The sequence below is a fragment of the Xanthomarina gelatinilytica genome (assembly GCF_000348685.1).
In the GTDB taxonomy this organism is placed as follows: Bacteria; Bacteroidota; Bacteroidia; order Flavobacteriales; family Flavobacteriaceae; genus Xanthomarina; species Xanthomarina gelatinilytica.
Window position 1 is genome coordinate 35,614 of record NZ_ANLA01000015.1, and the last position, 17,015, is coordinate 52,628.

Annotated in this window: 14 protein-coding genes; 2 read left to right on the forward strand and 12 right to left on the reverse strand. The window is 36.1% G+C overall.

All coding sequences use genetic code 11. The annotated features are described in order from the left end of the window. The first annotated feature begins 5 nt into the window (after nucleotides 1-5). Nucleotides 6-1,382, forward strand: a complete 1,377-nt coding sequence (locus D778_RS09560; protein WP_007650087.1) for a M20/M25/M40 family metallo-hydrolase — start codon at nucleotides 6-8, stop codon at nucleotides 1,380-1,382. 8 nt (nucleotides 1,383-1,390) lie between these two features. Further along, entirely contained in the window at nucleotides 1,391-1,882 is a 492-nt protein-coding gene (locus D778_RS09565) for a hypothetical protein (RefSeq protein WP_007650090.1), read from the forward strand. Between the two features lie 153 nt (nucleotides 1,883-2,035). On the opposite strand, the gene D778_RS09570 is transcribed toward D778_RS09565, so the two are convergent. The 12 genes from D778_RS09570 to D778_RS09625 form a co-directional block, all read right to left on the reverse strand. Continuing rightward, nucleotides 2,036-3,019, reverse strand: coding sequence for a hypothetical protein (locus tag D778_RS09570; protein ID WP_040492070.1), 984 nt, complete (start codon nucleotides 3,017-3,019; stop codon nucleotides 2,036-2,038). A 2-nt stretch (nucleotides 3,020-3,021) separates the two neighbouring features. After that, a complete protein-coding gene (locus D778_RS14205; protein ID WP_007650094.1) occupies nucleotides 3,022-4,428 on the reverse strand; it encodes a vWA domain-containing protein in 1,407 nt (468 codons plus the stop codon). A 68-nt stretch (nucleotides 4,429-4,496) separates the two neighbouring features. Next, nucleotides 4,497-5,057, reverse strand: coding sequence for a Pycsar system effector family protein (locus tag D778_RS09580; protein ID WP_007650097.1), 561 nt, complete (start codon nucleotides 5,055-5,057; stop codon nucleotides 4,497-4,499). 34 nt (nucleotides 5,058-5,091) lie between these two features. Beyond that, nucleotides 5,092-6,132 (reverse strand): adenylate/guanylate cyclase domain-containing response regulator, encoded by a 1,041-nt coding sequence (locus D778_RS09585; RefSeq protein ID WP_007650099.1) that lies wholly within the window; start codon nucleotides 6,130-6,132, stop codon nucleotides 5,092-5,094. Further along, complete coding sequence (locus D778_RS09590) at nucleotides 6,132-6,506, reverse strand: response regulator (RefSeq protein ID WP_007650100.1); 375 nt, start codon at nucleotides 6,504-6,506, stop codon at nucleotides 6,132-6,134. The genes D778_RS09585 and D778_RS09590 overlap by 1 nt, the downstream gene beginning before the upstream one ends. A gap of 68 nt (nucleotides 6,507-6,574) precedes the next feature. Then, nucleotides 6,575-11,296, reverse strand: a complete 4,722-nt coding sequence (locus D778_RS14210; RefSeq protein WP_051052649.1) for an ATP-binding protein — start codon at nucleotides 11,294-11,296, stop codon at nucleotides 6,575-6,577. Next, nucleotides 11,293-12,339 carry a sensor histidine kinase gene (locus tag D778_RS09600; RefSeq protein WP_007650102.1) on the reverse strand — a complete coding sequence of 349 codons (1,047 nt, stop codon included), beginning with the start codon at nucleotides 12,337-12,339 and terminating at the stop codon, nucleotides 11,293-11,295. The genes D778_RS14210 and D778_RS09600 overlap by 4 nt, the downstream gene beginning before the upstream one ends. After that, complete coding sequence (locus D778_RS09605; RefSeq protein WP_007650105.1) at nucleotides 12,336-13,496, reverse strand: FIST signal transduction protein; 1,161 nt, start codon at nucleotides 13,494-13,496, stop codon at nucleotides 12,336-12,338. The genes D778_RS09600 and D778_RS09605 overlap by 4 nt, the downstream gene beginning before the upstream one ends. 3 nt (nucleotides 13,497-13,499) lie before the next feature. Next, complete coding sequence (locus D778_RS09610; RefSeq protein ID WP_007650107.1) at nucleotides 13,500-14,639, reverse strand: FIST signal transduction protein; 1,140 nt, start codon at nucleotides 14,637-14,639, stop codon at nucleotides 13,500-13,502. A 17-nt stretch (nucleotides 14,640-14,656) separates the two neighbouring features. After that, nucleotides 14,657-15,397, reverse strand: a complete 741-nt coding sequence (locus D778_RS14805) for a DUF6090 family protein (RefSeq protein ID WP_007650108.1) — start codon at nucleotides 15,395-15,397, stop codon at nucleotides 14,657-14,659. 35 nt (nucleotides 15,398-15,432) lie between these two features. Continuing rightward, nucleotides 15,433-15,762 carry a hypothetical protein gene (locus tag D778_RS09620; RefSeq protein WP_007650109.1) on the reverse strand — a complete coding sequence of 110 codons (330 nt, stop codon included), beginning with the start codon at nucleotides 15,760-15,762 and terminating at the stop codon, nucleotides 15,433-15,435. Then, complete coding sequence (locus tag D778_RS09625) at nucleotides 15,759-17,009, reverse strand: DUF418 domain-containing protein (RefSeq protein WP_007650111.1); 1,251 nt, start codon at nucleotides 17,007-17,009, stop codon at nucleotides 15,759-15,761. Before D778_RS09625 ends, D778_RS09620 begins: the two co-directional genes overlap by 4 nt. Nucleotides 17,010-17,015: the final 6 nt, after the last annotated feature.

Consider the following 17,015-nt stretch of genomic DNA (forward strand, 5'->3'; position numbering starts at 1 on the left):
TTCCCATGCGATACATCATTTTATTTCTTAGTTTATTTTTAGTTTTAAACACAACTGCACAAACAGATGCAGAGGTTATAAAAAATCTATACAAAACCTCTTTAACAAATGGCAACAGTTACCAATGGTTGGACCATTTGTCTAATCAAATAGGTGGACGTTTGTCAGGTTCCTTAAATGCAGAAAAAGCAGTAGAGTACACAAAAGAAGAACTCGAAAAATTAGGTTTGGACAAAGTTTGGCTTCAACCGGTTATGGTGCCTAAATGGGTTCGTGGTGCGCCAGAATTTGCTTTTATAGAATCGGCTTTTGGAGCCACAACCAATGTGAATATTTGTGCATTGGGAGGTTCTATAGCAACACCGTTTGGAGGTATAAAAGCTCATGTGGTGGAGGTTAAGAGCATGGATGAGTTAGAGGCACTAGGAAAAGAAAACATTGAAGGGAAGATAGTGTTTTTTAACAAACCTATGCAAGCCGATTTAATCCAGACTTTCGAGGCTTATGGAGGTTGTGTGAATCAAAGATATTCGGGAGCTATGGAAGCTGCAAAGTATGGAGCTGTTGGAGTCTTGGTTCGCTCATTAAGTTTACGACAAGACAATTTCCCACATACAGGAAGTATGACTTATGGTAATTTACCATTGTCCAAACGTATTCCTTCAGCAGCCATAAGTACCAACGATGCCAATACCTTAAGTAGTATGTTGGCTTTAAATAAGGATATTAAATTTTATTTCAGCCAAACCTGTAAGCAATTAAATGATGTTCAATCTTACAATGTGATTGGTGAAATTAAAGGAAGTCAGTTTCCAAACGAGTATATAGTAGTTGGAGGACACCTGGATTCCTGGGATTTGGGAGATGGAGCTCACGACGATGGAGCAGGAGTTGTACAGTCTATGGAAGTGCTAAGGTTGTTTAAAGAAACAGGTATCAAGCCTAAACGCAGTATTCGAGTGGTGTTATTTATGAATGAGGAAAACGGACTTCGTGGTGCCACAAAGTATGCTGAGGTCGCCAAACAAAAAGGAGAGACACATATTTTTTCTTTGGAAAGTGACGCTGGAGGCTTTACACCTAGAGGATTTAGTTTTGATTGTAATGATGCAAACTTTAATCAAGTTTTGGGCTGGAAAGAGTTATTTAAACCTTATTTAATACATTATTTTGAAAAAGGAGGTAGTGGCGCAGACGTTGGCCCTTTAAAAACAGATACCAATGTCTTGGCTGGTTTGCGTCCAGATTCTCAACGTTATTTCGATTACCATCATGCTGCAAATGATACCTTTGATGCTGTAAATAAGCGTGAGTTGGAACTTGGGGCAGCTACCATGGCAAGTTTGGTCTATTTGTTTGATACCTATGGTTTGGTTAAATAGTTTGTTTTATGAATGTCTTTTTTAAAGAAGAACAAAGATTTTCACAGTGGTGGCTTTGGCTTATTATAATAGGACTTGGTAATATTCCGGTTTTTGGTATTTACAAGCAGTTTGTTCTTGGAGAAGCATTTGGAAACAATCCCATGTCTGATGTTGTTCTTATGCTGTTTTCTGCATTTATTTTTGGAATTATTGTTTTATTCTGGCTTATGCGTTTAAAGACTGAAATTAATAATGATGGCGTTCGTGTTAGTTTTTTTTCTTTTATAAAGAAACATTTTTTATGGACAGACATCAAATCTGCACGAGTTATAAAATATAGATTTCTTGGTTATGGAATAAGAATAGGAATGACTCATGGCATAGTCTATAACATGAAAGGGAACAAAGGCTTATCTTTGAAACTCTTTAACAAGAAAAAATATTTAATAGGAACACAAAAAGAAGAAGAGCTACAAAGCGTGTTGGATAAACTAAGGAACTCCAATATAATCAGTTAAATGAGGGCTTTTTGCTTTATTTCTATTTTTTACTCAAAAATCCAACAACAACTAGAATAATTTAATTAAAGGAATAAATATACACTTGCTCACTCTTTTTTTCTTAATTAAGTTTTGACGTATTTTTCTAAAAAAACTTTATCATAGTTTAAACTAGCTCAATAAATTATAAGTGATAAGCATTTTGCTGTTTTTAGTCCAACGGATCCAACCATTTCCTTTTTTATTGAAGTTATCATCCATGAGTTCAACATACATCCAATCATTTTGAATTTTTACAGGACGCATAAAACTGTAAGAGGTTGCAATTGTTCCTGCATGATCTAAAGGCTTTACATATATTTTGTGTTTTGAAGGCTCTGGAAATTCAATACTATGAACACCTAACAAGAATTCAGACCAATAATGTAATTTTCCAGAATAGCGATCCACAAATGCAGTTTGATTATTGGTTGTATTAACGATGACTTCAATAAAATCGTGCGAAATGGATTTGACTTTAAAATACAGTAGGTCGTAATCCAATTTTAAATGTTCTGGAACCAACCAAGGTGGCGCAGTTGCAATATCAAAACCGCCATATTCGCGTTGTTTGAAGGTAATACTATCAGTTGGCATGTGTTCTTGAACCGATTTTCCATGAGTTAGGTTACTATAGAAATACAATACTTTGTTTTCATAGAAATTAGGCGTGAACATACCCAAACCCATTTCATGTGTTGTTTGGTTATCTGTGTCTGAATTTATCAGCATTGCCATTGGTTTGGTTTGTGCTTTATTTGTAGTTTTATGGGTTTTTGGTCGTTCTATTTTTTGTTGTTCGTTCTCTAGTTTTTCTCGTTGACGCTTTTGGTAGTTGACATAGAAATATGCAAAAGACGCTACAATAATGAGCGTTAACAAACCATTAATTTTAATGATACTATGTCGTTTAGCTTTTATAGCTGTAAATATTGATAAACACAACCCAATAAACGCGCCAATCACACCATAACCAAACACAATGGCACCACCAGCCAACATTTGTCCTTTTCCTGCTTCTGTAATGCTAGCATAAACGATGCCTAGAAAGAAAAATGCAATAATGGCTAAAAAGTACATTAAAAAACTATAGGGTTTAACTGCTTGATGTGCCATAATTAAAAGCTTAGTATTTTTGTAACAGTTTCACCTTGTTTTACTTCAATAATAAAGGTTTCTGAGTTGCCTTTATGAGCTCCCAAAGTCACAACTTCTACACTATACGTACCAGGATTTAATAAAAATTCACGTGGATTGTTATTTGTAGACGTGTATGTTCGTGAACCAACGACCCAGGTTTTGGAATTTATTTCTGTAAAATTCACTGTGGCATCAATAAGCTCTCCATTTGATGTTTGCACACCAATCATGGCAATTCCTGTTTCAAAATTATGTGTTATTGGAGTTGTTGAATTAGATGTTATTTCAATATTATCGATTTCAAAGTAGGTGTCAACACCTTTCATGGCAAGCGCTTGAAAGGTAATCTTATAATATCCTGCTGGAACTTCCATGGTTTTTGGTTCACCATAAGTTCTAGTTTGGGCAACCACTTTTCCTGAATTAATATCAAGCATTTTTACCATGGTATCCCAACCTTCATCATTATTTGTAGTTGTTACTGCTAAAGTGCCACCATCAAAACTGATGTTTTCATGTTTGATGTCGCCTTCTTTCATTTCCACAGTAATTGAAGTTCCAGGAATATCAGTGCCTTCAAGTGGTTTAATGGCAATATCGTATTTTCCAGGAGGTAGATACACCCAACCTGAATCTCTGTAGGTTCTGGAGCCATCAATAGCTTCATTGGTACCTGTTTTTTTTGCAACTATCCATGCATCTACAGGTTCTCCGTTTTTTGAGGCATAAATAGAAAAATTGCCTTCTGGTTTATCTACGGTTAGTGTTGTGGCTTCTATAAGTCCTTCACCTAAACCACTGGCATCTGCAGCATTATAGTAGTTGCCACCACCAGCATCTGCAGCGCATTTTAGTTGTTCGGTTTCTGCTTCTTTAAGTCCAAAACCTACAATGTGGAGTTTAAAATCAATGCCATCTGCTTTAGCCTTTGCAACGACATCACAAATATTACCATCGCAGGATTCAATACCATCGGTAATTAAAATGATGGTAGCTTTGGTACCGCTTTCCTTTAAAGAATTAATGGCTTGTGCAGCAGAACGCGCTAAAGGTGTTTTTCCTAAAGCATTTATTTTACTAACCGAATTGGTGATGCTGGTTTTGGAGCTGTTGTTTAAATTAACCAATAACTCAATGTCATTACAATCTCCTTTTTCTCGGTGACCATAAGCCATAAGTCCAATATTTTGGTTTTCTGGTAAACTGCTCACAGTGGTGGCTAATACCTCAGAAGCAATGTCTTTTTTTGTTTTTCCTTCCAGTTGTCCCCACATGGAACCACTAGCGTCGTAGATAAATAGAATAGGAGATGGGGCTTTTTGTTCTTGTGCGACTAGTTTTGAAAGAAAACAAAACACACACAGAATAAAAGCTAAACGTTTCATAATGAGATGTTTTAAGTGATTTAAAGGTACTTAAAAAAACAATTCGCTTGACATAATTTACCTGATTTTTAGAGATGGGTAATTATTAAGTTATAGGCAACCAATATGAGCAGCAAAAAGAGACCTATAGCCAAAAACCGTAAGGATTTATTGACATATTTAAATTTAATGGAAGCAATTTTGGAAATAATAAATATTTGTTGCCCTAATTGTTCAAACAGTTGGTCGCCATCAACGCTAATGTTATAGAATGTTTTGGAAAAATCTTTAATACTGCCAAATTTTGAAATGACATCACCAAAAAAGAAAATATTTTTTTCGTACTTAGCTTCAATTCGTGGCATAAAACAACGTACACTAAAATATATGGATGTCATGGTGCTTAAAAACCAAGCTGCTAAAAGAATATAGAGCATTATGTTTTTAGTGGCACTTGCCAAAATCATTTCTATGTATTTGTAAGAAAAATTTAACAAAATACCATAAAAGGACAGAATCAGGCCTGCTTTAATTTCCGATGCTTTTATTAATGAAGACACATAGGTGATACTTCCCCAATAATGATCAACTAAATCATCGGTATGTTTGTTTTTTCTGTTTTTGGGATTTTGTGGCTCTATGGTTTCCATATATGTTGTTTTTTTTTGAATAAAAAGCGAGGTACTATTCTATGACTTCATAAACGGTTATACTTTCTGATTTGTTCTTTAATTGAATGTCTCCAAGTTTATGGCATTTAAATGCTTCTTTTACTTGGTTGTAACAATCTTCGGAAATGATAATTTGGTTTGCTTTTGCAGCATCTTGAAAACGTGCTGCTGTGTTTACGGTGTCTCCTATTACGGTATAATCCAATCTTTTTAAGCTCACGGAACCTATGTTTCCTGAAACCATTTCCCCACTTTTTATTCCTATGGATACTTTTGGGGTAAAATCTGGTAAGTTCTTTGATGTTTCAAGTTTGTTTATTTTGTGTCTCACAGCCAAGGCAGCGTCAATGGCCCTGTCTAGATGATAGTCTCCTCTAAAAACAGCCATGATGGCATCTCCAATAAACTTGTCTATAAAACCTTGTTGGTTCATGATTTCTTTTACCATTTCGTCAAAATAGGTATTGATCATGGTTACAACAGTATCAGCTGGAGCTGTCTCACTAATTTTGGTAAAGCCACATAAATCGATAAACATAACAGTGGCTTCAATGGTCTCGTTTGCCATTATGGTCGATTCATACTCACGGCTTCCCATAAAATTAAGCACATTTTCATCGACATACATTTTAAGGATATTGTTTTCCTTGATGGCCTGAAGTGTCTCTTTTATTTGATTGCTATGCTTGAGTGTTTTTTCAACCGTAATATTTAAATCTTCAAAATTGATGGGTTTGGTAATAAAATCGAAAGCTCCTCTGTTCATGGCGGTCCTGATGTTTTGCATGTCTCCGTAAGCCGAAACTATAACTGACTTAAGCAAGGGTTTTTGCTCGTTTATTTTGGTCAAAAGGGTAAGTCCGTCCATTTCTGGCATGTTAATATCGCTCAATACGATATCCAGGTTGGGTTCGGTTGAGATTTTTTCAAGCGCATCAACACCATTGATCGCAAAGAGGAATTCGTATTCTTTTTCGCGTATTTTTTTTCGAAATTTCTGCTTGATTAAAACCTCTAAATCCGTTTCGTCGTCTACAACTAGTATTTTAGCCATTATATTAAAGTTTTTAATTTGTCTTTTAAAAGATTAAAGTCCAGGGGTTTGGTTAAAAAGTCGTCTGCGCCCAGCCTTTTGGCAGTGTTAAAATTTTCATCGTCTCCATAAGCAGTAATCATCATCACCACTGGAGGCGGAGCATGGAATTTTTGTTTTATATGTTCCAATAATTCCAGTCCGCTCATGCCTGGCATGTTAATGTCCGATAAGATAAGTACTGCTTCCTGTTTGTTCCCATTTAAATAAGTAATGGCTTCTTCTCCCGAAAAAGCAAACACAAAGTTCATATTGCCGGTTTTAATTTCCTTTCTGAAACGCTGTAAAAAGAGTGTTTTTACATCGTGTTCGTCGTCTACTACTAAAATTTTCATATTTGTATATTTTTTGATTGCTCCGAATTCACGGATTTTTAATATATTTCTTTATAGCTCCAAATTGCTTAATCTGTGATTGGTAGCTTTATTGTAAATTCTGTTCCTTTTCCTTGTTCTGTTTCAACAATTAATTCCCCTCCATGTCCTTTGGTAACGATATCGTAACTCATGCTAAGTCCCAACCCAGTACCTTGGCCTGTTGGTTTGGTTGTAAAGAAGGGTTGAAAAATTTTGACCAATACTTTTTGTGGAATCCCATTGCCATTGTCTTTAACTGAAACAGTTACCCAATTCCCTTGTTTCTTCGTGGTTAATGATACGGTTGGTTGGTAATTCTCTAGACCTTTTAGGTTTTTAGAACCTGAAAGGTCTTTATTGAGCGATGATTTCTCGTTTACCGCATAAAAAGCATTGGTTAGTAAATTTAAAACCACACGTCCTATATCTTGGGGAATTATGTTGATGTTGCCAAGACCTTCGTCAAAACGGGTTTCCAGTGTGGCATTAAAACTTTTGTCCTTGGCCCTTAAACCATGGTATGCCAATCTTAAATATTCATCGGCCAGAACATTGATGTTTGTTGGTTCCTTGGTTCCAGTGCTGCTTCTTGAATGTTGCAACATGCCCTTTACAATACCATCGGCACGCTTGCCATGGTGGTTTATTTTTTCTAAGTTCTGAATAACATCTTTCATGATTTCCTTGACCTCTTTCAGATTGCCGTTTTCCAGTTCCTCTTGAATTTCGTCGAGAAGCTCCTGACTGACTTCAGAAAAATTATTGACAAAATTCAATGGGTTTTGAATTTCATGGGCTATGCCAGCCGTTAATTCTCCCAAACTGGCCATTTTTTCCGATTGGATTAATTGGGTTTGCGTGGTCTGTAAATCTGAGAGTGTTTTTTCAAGACGTTGTTTTTCTTCAAGCAAGGCCACCGAATGTTCTTCTTTTTCCTGTAAATCCTTAAAACGCTGATATGCAAAGGTAAACACGATTCTAAAACGGTTTAAAATGTTCTTTTGGTCTTTATTGAGCTCTCCAAAATTAGAAATGCCAATAGCTCCATTGCCAAAGGCGTATAGTGTATAGCAAATACTATCGGTTTTTAGCAAACGCGGATCGTCTGCTTCGCCATTCTTGCGCCTCATCTCGATAAGATCTTGTAATTGCTGTCCCTCCAGGGTCATTTCGGAAACACCGTCTGTGGTTGCGGCTATATCTTGTACTTGTTCCACAAGGGTGGGATCGTCATCGTAGGACATAGGGGTAATGGCGCCACCCATTTCGTGGGAATAGTCGTAGTCCATAAATGTTTTGTCGTCTTCATTGTTAACATCTATTATGGCATTGCGAATATCGTTAAAGCCCAATTCCAACAACTGCTCGTACAGTGCTTTTGCTATTAGGAGCAGGTCGGTGGATTCGACCATGCTTAGCGCTACCGAACGTACCTTTTCAAGGGCAGCTTCAATTTTAGCCTCGCGTGCTTGTGCTTCGGTTTTTGCTAGATCGGTGTATCTTTTATAGGCAAATGTGAATACATTTCGGAACTTTTTCAGTATTTGTTTTTGTTCATCGCTTAAAATCCCAAAATTAGAAATCCCTATGGCTCCATTTCCAAAGGAATAAAGGTTGTATGTAAGCAGATCTGCTTTATGAAGTCGCGGATCGTCCTTTTCGCCGTTTCGCAACCGTGTTTCTATAAGCTCTTCCAGTTGTTTGCCCTTTAGTTCAATTTCAAAAAAGGCATCGTTGCTGGATTGTACTTTTTTAACTTGTTGTTCTATAACGGGATCGCCATAGAAAGAAAATTTAGTGATGGCACTGGACATATCGTGGGAATAGTCGTAGTCCAAAAAGGTTTCTTCATCATCATTGTGAATGTCTATAATGGCATTTCGAATTTTGGTAAAGCCAAGGCCCAGCAATTGCTCGTACAGAACTTTGGCAATGTTCAGCATTTCGTCGGCTTTTTGTAAGCTTAAGGCTACTGAGCGCACTTTTTCCAAAGAGGCTTCAATTTGTGCTTCTCGAGCTTGTGCTTCGGCAACTTTTAAATCGTTAAATCGCGTATATGTTAAATTAAAAACGGAAGCAAAGCGTTCTAACAAATGGATGCTTTCCTCAGATTGCTCATTTGGAGACGCCATTCCAATTAAGCCTCCCGAAAAGTAAGCTATGGTCTGGACCCTTCTTTTTTGGTCTAATCCGTACATGAAAGGAATTTTTATTTCTTTGTTCAAGTAGTGGAAATAGTCCTGTAGTTCTTTTCCTTTTATATCGATAACAAGAGATTTTTTTTGTTGTTTCCATCCTGTTAGCATTTTTTTTATGGATTTGTTTTTTGAAGCTTGCAAGGTAAACCGATTGGCTATACTACTGCCATCTTCATTGGTTGCCCAAGCTTCAATACTATTGCCTTCATCTTTAACAATACCAATAAACAATCTGTTTGGCGCTATGCCTAAATCGATAAGTTGTTTAAATAGAACCACAGCAGTTTCTGCCAATTCCTCTGAGGTTTGCATGGCAAGGGTTCTGCTTCTTACGCGTTCCAGGCCAATCTCAATTAGGGATTCTCTTGCTTGTTCCTCTGCTTTTTGCAGATCCATGAACCTAATATAGGCTTGTTCGAAAACCTTGGCAAAGCGTTTTATTATTTCGGCATCGCTTTCAGAAGGGACAGCGCCTGTAAGGGAAGGGATAATAATTGCAGAATTTTTTGACCAGGCGGCTGATAAGGTGTGCTTTTCAGCTTGAAGCACAAACTGTTTATAGTCTTCTGGCATCTTGCTATAATCACTATGCTCAAAGGCTTGTTTAAAAAAATCATTTTTTGCTTCTATAGGAAATTCTTTAGAGAAATAGGTATCACCTCGAATTTTGGAAGCCCAAGCTTCGTTAAAAATAGGATTATCAAAATAGGGTACATAATATCTTCCCGATGTTGAAAAGTCGTCAACCGCAATCCAATGCACAACATCTTTGTTGTCTGGAAAATAGGTGCAGAGAATAACACCTCCAGCATCAAATATCACACCTAATTCCTTTAGTTTTTCAGCAACTACAGCTACCACTTCCGAAAGTTCGTTAGTGTTGTGCATGGCCAAGGAACGTGAACGTACTTTTTCAAGAGCTGCTTCAATTTGGCTTTCCCTTGCTTGCGCTTCAGCTTTTTTAAGGTCTAGAAAACGCGTAAAGGTTTGTTGGAATACCTTTCCAAAACGTTTAAAAACCTCCCAATCGTTTGGGACAGCTTCGTAAGTGATAAACATGAGGTAGCCATGAGAGAAATAAACAATATGAAATATTTGAAAGGTTGGTAAGGAGATGCCTTTTTTAGCAAAGTCTTCTAAAACTTCCCCTATGCCTGGAAGTGTTTTCATAAAGTTGTAATGCTTTACCAATTCCTTACCGCCCAATTCTGCAACATGAAAAGGTTCGTTGTTTTTAAGCGGTTTCTTAAAATTATAACCTTCGCCAATAGTAGGTAACGAGAACCCTTTTTGAATCTCGCCTTTGCTACTCATATTGCACCAAGCTCTTTTTTGGTTGTCCTCCCATATACAATAACCAGCACTCCAAGCTGGAATACCTAACCCTTGTATTTGTAGAAACAAGTTGTTGGCAGCTTCTGGTAATTCGCTACTACTTTGCATCGCCATAGTTCTAGAACGCACTTTTTCCAAAGCTGTTTCTATTTGTGCTTCACGAGCTTGTGCTTCGGCTTTTTGAAGATCGAGAAAACGCGTGTAGGTGCGTTCAAATTCTATACTGAAACGTTGCAGTATCTGTTTTTCTTCATCGTTTATGGGTCTTTTAATATTGATACCAAAGCAACCATATTTCATAAAGGCTTCTGCATAATACAGTCCATTTGAAAAGTATTTGGGTGTCAATTTTTTGGCGTCTTTCAGGAGTTCTTCCCATGCATTAAAAAACGTTTTAACTTCCTTGGGTTCTACATGGTGAATATTTATAGGAATACCACTTGCCCAATCTTTAAAACAAGAAGCAGTATAAGGTTCTGTTTTATCAAGTGGATAAACTATGGCTTTACTGTTAATATCCTCTTTATTTTGCTCAGAATTCCAGGCTACCCAAAATTGGTGTTCTTTTTTGGCTTCGTCTGGTAGCCATACGTAAGAAAACTCGGTGTCTATACCTAACACTAATAACTGTTGGTGAAACACTCTTGATGTGGCATCCAATTCCTCTGAATGCTGCATAAGCATGCTTTGGGTACGTGTACGTTCTAAGGCGGTTTCGATTTCTAGTTCCCGGTTTTTGGTTTCCAGTTCAAAAGTGCGTCGTTTTATGGCTTCTCGTAATTCTTGGTTTTCCATACTTACTTTATCGAACCCTATGGTTTCCCCTTCATCGGTTTTGGAATCGGTTGTTGAGAAATGCTGATAGATAAAACGCCAGCCTTCTTTGTTTTTTTTAAGCGCATTTGTAAAACGAAAACGTCCATAGTAAGCCCAATCTTCACCATTTATAAACCAAGCATCAAATAAATGGGTGATGAAAACCAATTCTTCAAATTTTTCAATGATTTTTGTTTCATTCCTTAAATCACATTTTCCTGCGAGCTGGTCTGCTGTGGTTTTAAAGAAATTGGTTGTGTCTTTTTTGTTTAAGAACTCTTCATTGTCCGTAGATCCAATAAAATGATAATCTTTATCTAGATATTTATTATAGGTTTTTACATCGCCATTTAGGTAGCTATGTAGCCAAGTATCGTACACTTGCCAGATTTCGGTTTCTATTTTCTTGCTAAGTTTCATCTGTTGCTTTTGGTTGGTAATGAAATGATAAATTCTGTTCCTTGATTCTCCTCTGTTTTTACATGAATGATTCCACTATGAGACTTTATAATGTCATAACTTAAGGAAAGCCCTAAGCCTGTGCCTTGACCAGTAGGTTTTGTTGTAAAAAAGGGTTGAAATATTTTGTCCAGCACTTTTTTAGGGATACCATATCCATTGTCTTTCACGGAAATTTCGATGGTGTCTTTTTGTTTTTTGGTTTCAACGGTTACTTTGGGTTCATACGCTTCAGTTTGTGTTTTTTTCTTTTCGTTCACAGCATAAAAAGCATTGGTTATTAGGTTTAATACAACCCTTCCAAAGTCTTGTGGCACAATTTCTATTTTTCCAATTGACTCATCTAAATGTGTTTCTAATGCAGCATTAAAAGATTTGTCTTTGGCACGTAAGCCATGATAAGCCAAACGTAAATATTCATCTACCAACACATTGATATCTGTCAATTCTTTTACTCCAGAACTGCTTCGACTATGTTGTAACATGCCTTTTACAATACCATCTGCACGTTTGCCATGATGGTTTATTTTTTCAAGGTTTTGAATCACATCTTGAGCAATGGCATGGACTTCTTCCATATCGCCATTTTGAAGCTCTTCTAACATCTCTTCTAGCAATTCCTTACTGACTTCAGAAAAATTATTAACGAAGTTTAAGGGGTTTTGGATTTCATGGGCAATTCCAGCCGTTAATTCACCTAAACTTGCCATTTTTTCAGATTGAATAAGTTGCGATTGGGTTGCTTTTAACTCTTGTAGCGATTTTTGCAAAGCATCGTTAGAGTCTTCAACAGCTTTCCGTTTTTGTTCGAGTTCCTCAATGGTTTCCTCTAGTAAGATAGCTGTTGTACGTTTTACTTTTTCGGTACGTTCCAGTTTAAATTCGGAAATGAGCAAATCTTTATCGGCACTTTTTAAGGATTTCAATAAGGCCACTTTGTCTTCTTCAGAAAGCAGATCTAAGTTTTCAATAAAATTTTGAATATGTTGAAGGTGTTGATTCATACGTTTTCTTTAAGTGTTACCCAACAACAGGCACCTCCATGAAAATTTTGCCTTCCATTTAAAACCCGTCCAAACTCACCATAGGTAAAAAATCCTGCCATTGGTGTGTTCCACAATTTAGCGAGTCCTTCATTTTCATCAGTTACAAAAGGGCCAAGAATCGGTTTTCTGCCACCACATGAAAAAATCAAAAGTGCCTCTGCTTCTGTGTCCAAATCGTTTTTTAACTGGGCTGCTTTTTCAATGACTTCTTCAACAATATCAAACTCTGGTGGTTGCGTGAACCAAAATTTTGTGCCTTCTGGCATTGGATTGTCCATAAACAATGCATTTGTTGTATGATCAATTTTTGTTGGCGATTTTATAACGGTTTCATTGGTGTCGCGTTCTACGAGGAATGGATATTCTATGGCGAGGTCCTCAAAAATCTTAAAATTTTTTTCGGTTATTTTATCTGCCTTACCAAGGTATTTTAGGTATAAATCTACAGCAGATTTTCCATCTATTTCGTAAAGAAACTTGCCGTCACTTTTTGTAACAGTTCTTGCGATTCCCATTGGTTTCCAGCCCGTAACGGCCATTCCATTCAGTGAAATTTTATCTCCGTTTAGTGTCAGTGCAACAATTCCATAATTGGATTCTTGAGTGTTGGTAAAAACGAAAGTTTCTTTTAGTGCCCAATCATCGCCTGCCATGCCTCCAAAAAATAATTTATCTGCACCAAGTTGTTTTTCTAGACTTTTCACCAGTTTTTCCCCTTCAAAATGCTCTCCATTTTGGTTGATGCCTGGGCCACAGACTATAAGTGATGGATTTGTAAATTGTTCTAGGGCGTTATTGGCTAATTTGGAAATGGCTTTGTCCATGTTTCCATCTTCCATAGTTTCGAATAATATGGTATAGTGCTCCTTAGCTAATTCTAAAAGTAAAATGGCAATTTCTCCCTCCGTTTGATGACCGTTAATAAATTCACCACAGGATGTGGCTCCAAAGACCTCAATATTTTTAGAATCCATTAGCTCACAAATGGCTTTTCTATTTTGTTTTACAGAAATAAAAACAATGGCAATCGTTGGTGCAAAGCCATCTGCCAAACTATTTTCCAATGCTTGTTTGATTTCCTCTGTTGATTTCCCCTTTATTGATTTTGATTTCATTTTTTATTTTTCTTTAAGTGCTACAAGACAACAGGTATTATTGTGAAATTCATGTTTTCCGGTTTTTGATTTACCAAATTCACCGTAGGTAAAAAATCCTACCATTGGCGCATTCCACACGTTCTGTACTTGACTAATTTCTTCGCTCATTAAAATTCCAAAAGACAAGTGTCTGCTAATACAAGAAAACATGATTAAGGCATCAGCTTCTTGTTGGTGTTCATCCTTTAGCTCGTTACATTCTTCTATAACCGTTTCTATGGCATCAAAATCTGGAGGCAATGAAAATTTGACTTTGGCCCCTTGTGGTACGTTTCCGGCACAGATAAGCGAACGGTCTTCACGATTAGCCAACATGGCAGTACGCATTACAGGAGCTACATTTTCCCGCTCCAATTGCAACGGATAGTAGGCACCTATTTGCGTGACGATTTCTTTTCCGGAATCAAAATTATAATCTACGCCTAGGTATTTTATAATCATGTCCAACGCAGGTTTGTTGTCTATAGTGTAAACAATGTTTCCTTTACTTTTTGTGATTGTTTTTGTGGTGCCTATGGGTTTCCAACCACAGGTTGCAATGCCATTGACTTCAATTTTATCTGTGTCAATGATGAGCGCGAGGAGTCCTTTGTCGCTGCTTTTGTCTTTTGTAAAAACCATTGGGCCACTAAGGGAAAGGTCGTCACCTGCCATACCTCCAAAAATGGTGACATCTTTTCCAGAACCCTCTGTTATGCCTTCAACAATATTTTCGCCTTCTTCTGTTAACCAGCCTGAAACGATAAGGAAGGCAGGATTTTTAAATGTTTCCTTTCCTATTAAGCCGATTTGTTTGGCATTTTCAAACGTAGTTTCAGTTCCTGTTTCTAAAAACACCGATTTAAAATATTCTGGATTTATATCTAATAACATGATGACGATGCTGCCTTCTTCTATATCACCATCAATAAACTCACCAGAAGTAGTGGCTCCAAAAACAACGATATCTTTTTTGTCCAACACATCACTAATAACTTTCCAATCTTTTGTTATTGAGAGGAATACAATAGCTAAGGTTGGTTTAAAATCATTAGAAATTATTCTGTTAATTTCTTTGATTATATCCTTAATGGAATATGCTTTTATTGTTTTTGCTTTCATATGTGTTTCACAATAAATTAGGTGTCTTTTTTTAGTTCCTTAACTATTAATTCAATAAGCTTTTCAGACATGTCTTTCATACGTTCTAATTGGCCATTCATAATTGTAAATTCATAAACAGCCATCACAAAGCCATTTTTATGTTTCGTGTCTTTTAATAGTATTTCAAAATTTTCTCTTGGTATTTCAGCATTTTCCCCAACTTGACCGTTACTAACATCGAACATATATTTTTTTGTAAGAGGATTCAAGTCTAACGTGCTAAATGAAGGCTCATAAAGCAGAACCTCTGTGTCGAACCGATAATGCTCTTCTTCACCTTTTAACTCCTTATAAAGGGCATCTATATTAAGTAACCCATTTTTTATGGAATCGTTTGAAATGGCTGCAAGATTCCCTGAATTTGTTAATTCTAAAAAGGTGTTGTTTATTTGATAGAATTTATGCCAGATATAAACATTCAAGAGGTTGCTGTTTAAATCTTTGAGATTGGTGAGTGGTTTTCCCTCATAATATTCCAGAACCATGTTTGCCGAATGAATTTTGGTTTTTCTTGTTTCAATGAAATTGTTGATATTTTCAATATTGAGTAGTAAATCGGTTTTTATGTTTTTAAGGTAATGCAACTCTTTTGTTCTTGCTTTATTTGCCTCGTTGTTGTTGTTTATTTGTAAGGCAATGAGAATACCAATAACCACAAGCACAATTTCGCCAATGGCATATTTGAGGTACTTTGAGGTTTTGCCCTCGTTTAGCATATTTTTTCGGATATTTCTGAAAAATTTAATCATCTTTAGTAAAGTATGTTATCCATAATACGGTCTAGGTTTTTTTCCATCAGCATAAGTTTTTTGTCTGTAAAAAAGACTTCATGCATTTCTTTTCTAAATTGGGTCAATTCTTGATTGGAATATTCAAGATGATGAATGTTTTCATCAATTTTTTCAAATCTTTCATTTTCATTGTCCTTTTTGAATTCCTGATATATTTTTTCAAAAATGTTAGAATCGGTTTTGGATTTTATTACATGGATTTCTTCTTCTGTTTCTTCTGAATCTGCATTTGCGCATAGCAGCAAAATATAAGTTTGTAATTCTGCTTTTGTCCAATTATTATATTTCATACTTTCTTAAGTTTTATTTTTTTACCATAAGTTGCTTGTCTCCATATCCATTCCAAAGGACCAAACCTAAAATGTTTTAGCCACCAGTTGCTCATAAAAATTTGTAAGATGAAAATGAGTAGGGTAATTCCCATAATAACGGTAATCCCAAACTTGCCAGCGAGATTAAAACCTATTCCGTAAAAAAGCGTTATGGAAATAAATGTTTGAAAAATATAGTTGGATAAAGCTGTTTTCCCAACAGGGGCAAACCAATGTAAAAACTTCACCTTTTTTTTATACATAAGTGCCAACAAGGCTGTGTATCCCATAGCTAAAGGAACGGTTCCAAACGCATAAGAGAGCGTGTTTAAAAAGCTCCAAAAAAGATCTTGGTTAGAAAAGAATTCTATATAGGATCTAAAGGCGCTTACAGGGAGGCCTATACAAATACCATAAAGCGCCACTTTTTTTAGAAATTTGATGTTGTTGAGTAAATCTTCGGTTAAAATTTTTCTACCTGTCCAAAGTCCAATTAAAAAAATACCAAGTACCTTAAACATCCTACCTTCCAATAATATATTTCCAATTCTAATAAAGGTGTTCCCAACATTCATTTTAAAAAACTCAACCATATTGTCGTTCTTTAAATATGCTTGAAAATCGGAGAATTCTTTGCCCTGCCATTCAGTCATTTGAAATCCGAAATGTTTAGAATATTCTGTGTTCAGCTGAAATATGTAATTGGGATAATTAAAATTTGCCACATGGATAACAAACCAGTTTGCAATTGGGAACAAGATTAATAGTATGGCCCAATTTATTAGTTGTTTGTTCGTGCAGTTTACAAACCATACCAACACAAAGCCGAGCAGCGCATAAAGAGTTAATATATCTCCCAGCCAAATAAAGACCAAATGAACAAGGCCAAACATTAAAAGCCAGAACATTCTACGTTTAAAAAAAGGCTTAAAGGGTTTGTTGTAATTGTTTAAATTTTGAAACTGAATGGCGCAACCAATCCCAAATAGCAATGAAAAAATGGAATAAAACTTTCCGTCTATTAATGTGAACGCAGTAAAATCCACAAAGTTATCTGTCACTAAATTGGTTGCAGGAATATGCGCTTCTGGAGGGAAAAAAAAGTAACCAGAAAAATAAACTATATTGGCTGCATAGATAAATAGAATGGCAATGCCTCTTAAAATATCCAAAAAATCGATTCTATCTTCCTTTGTAACAGGATGAAGTTCTGTTTTTGTATCCATAGTCTT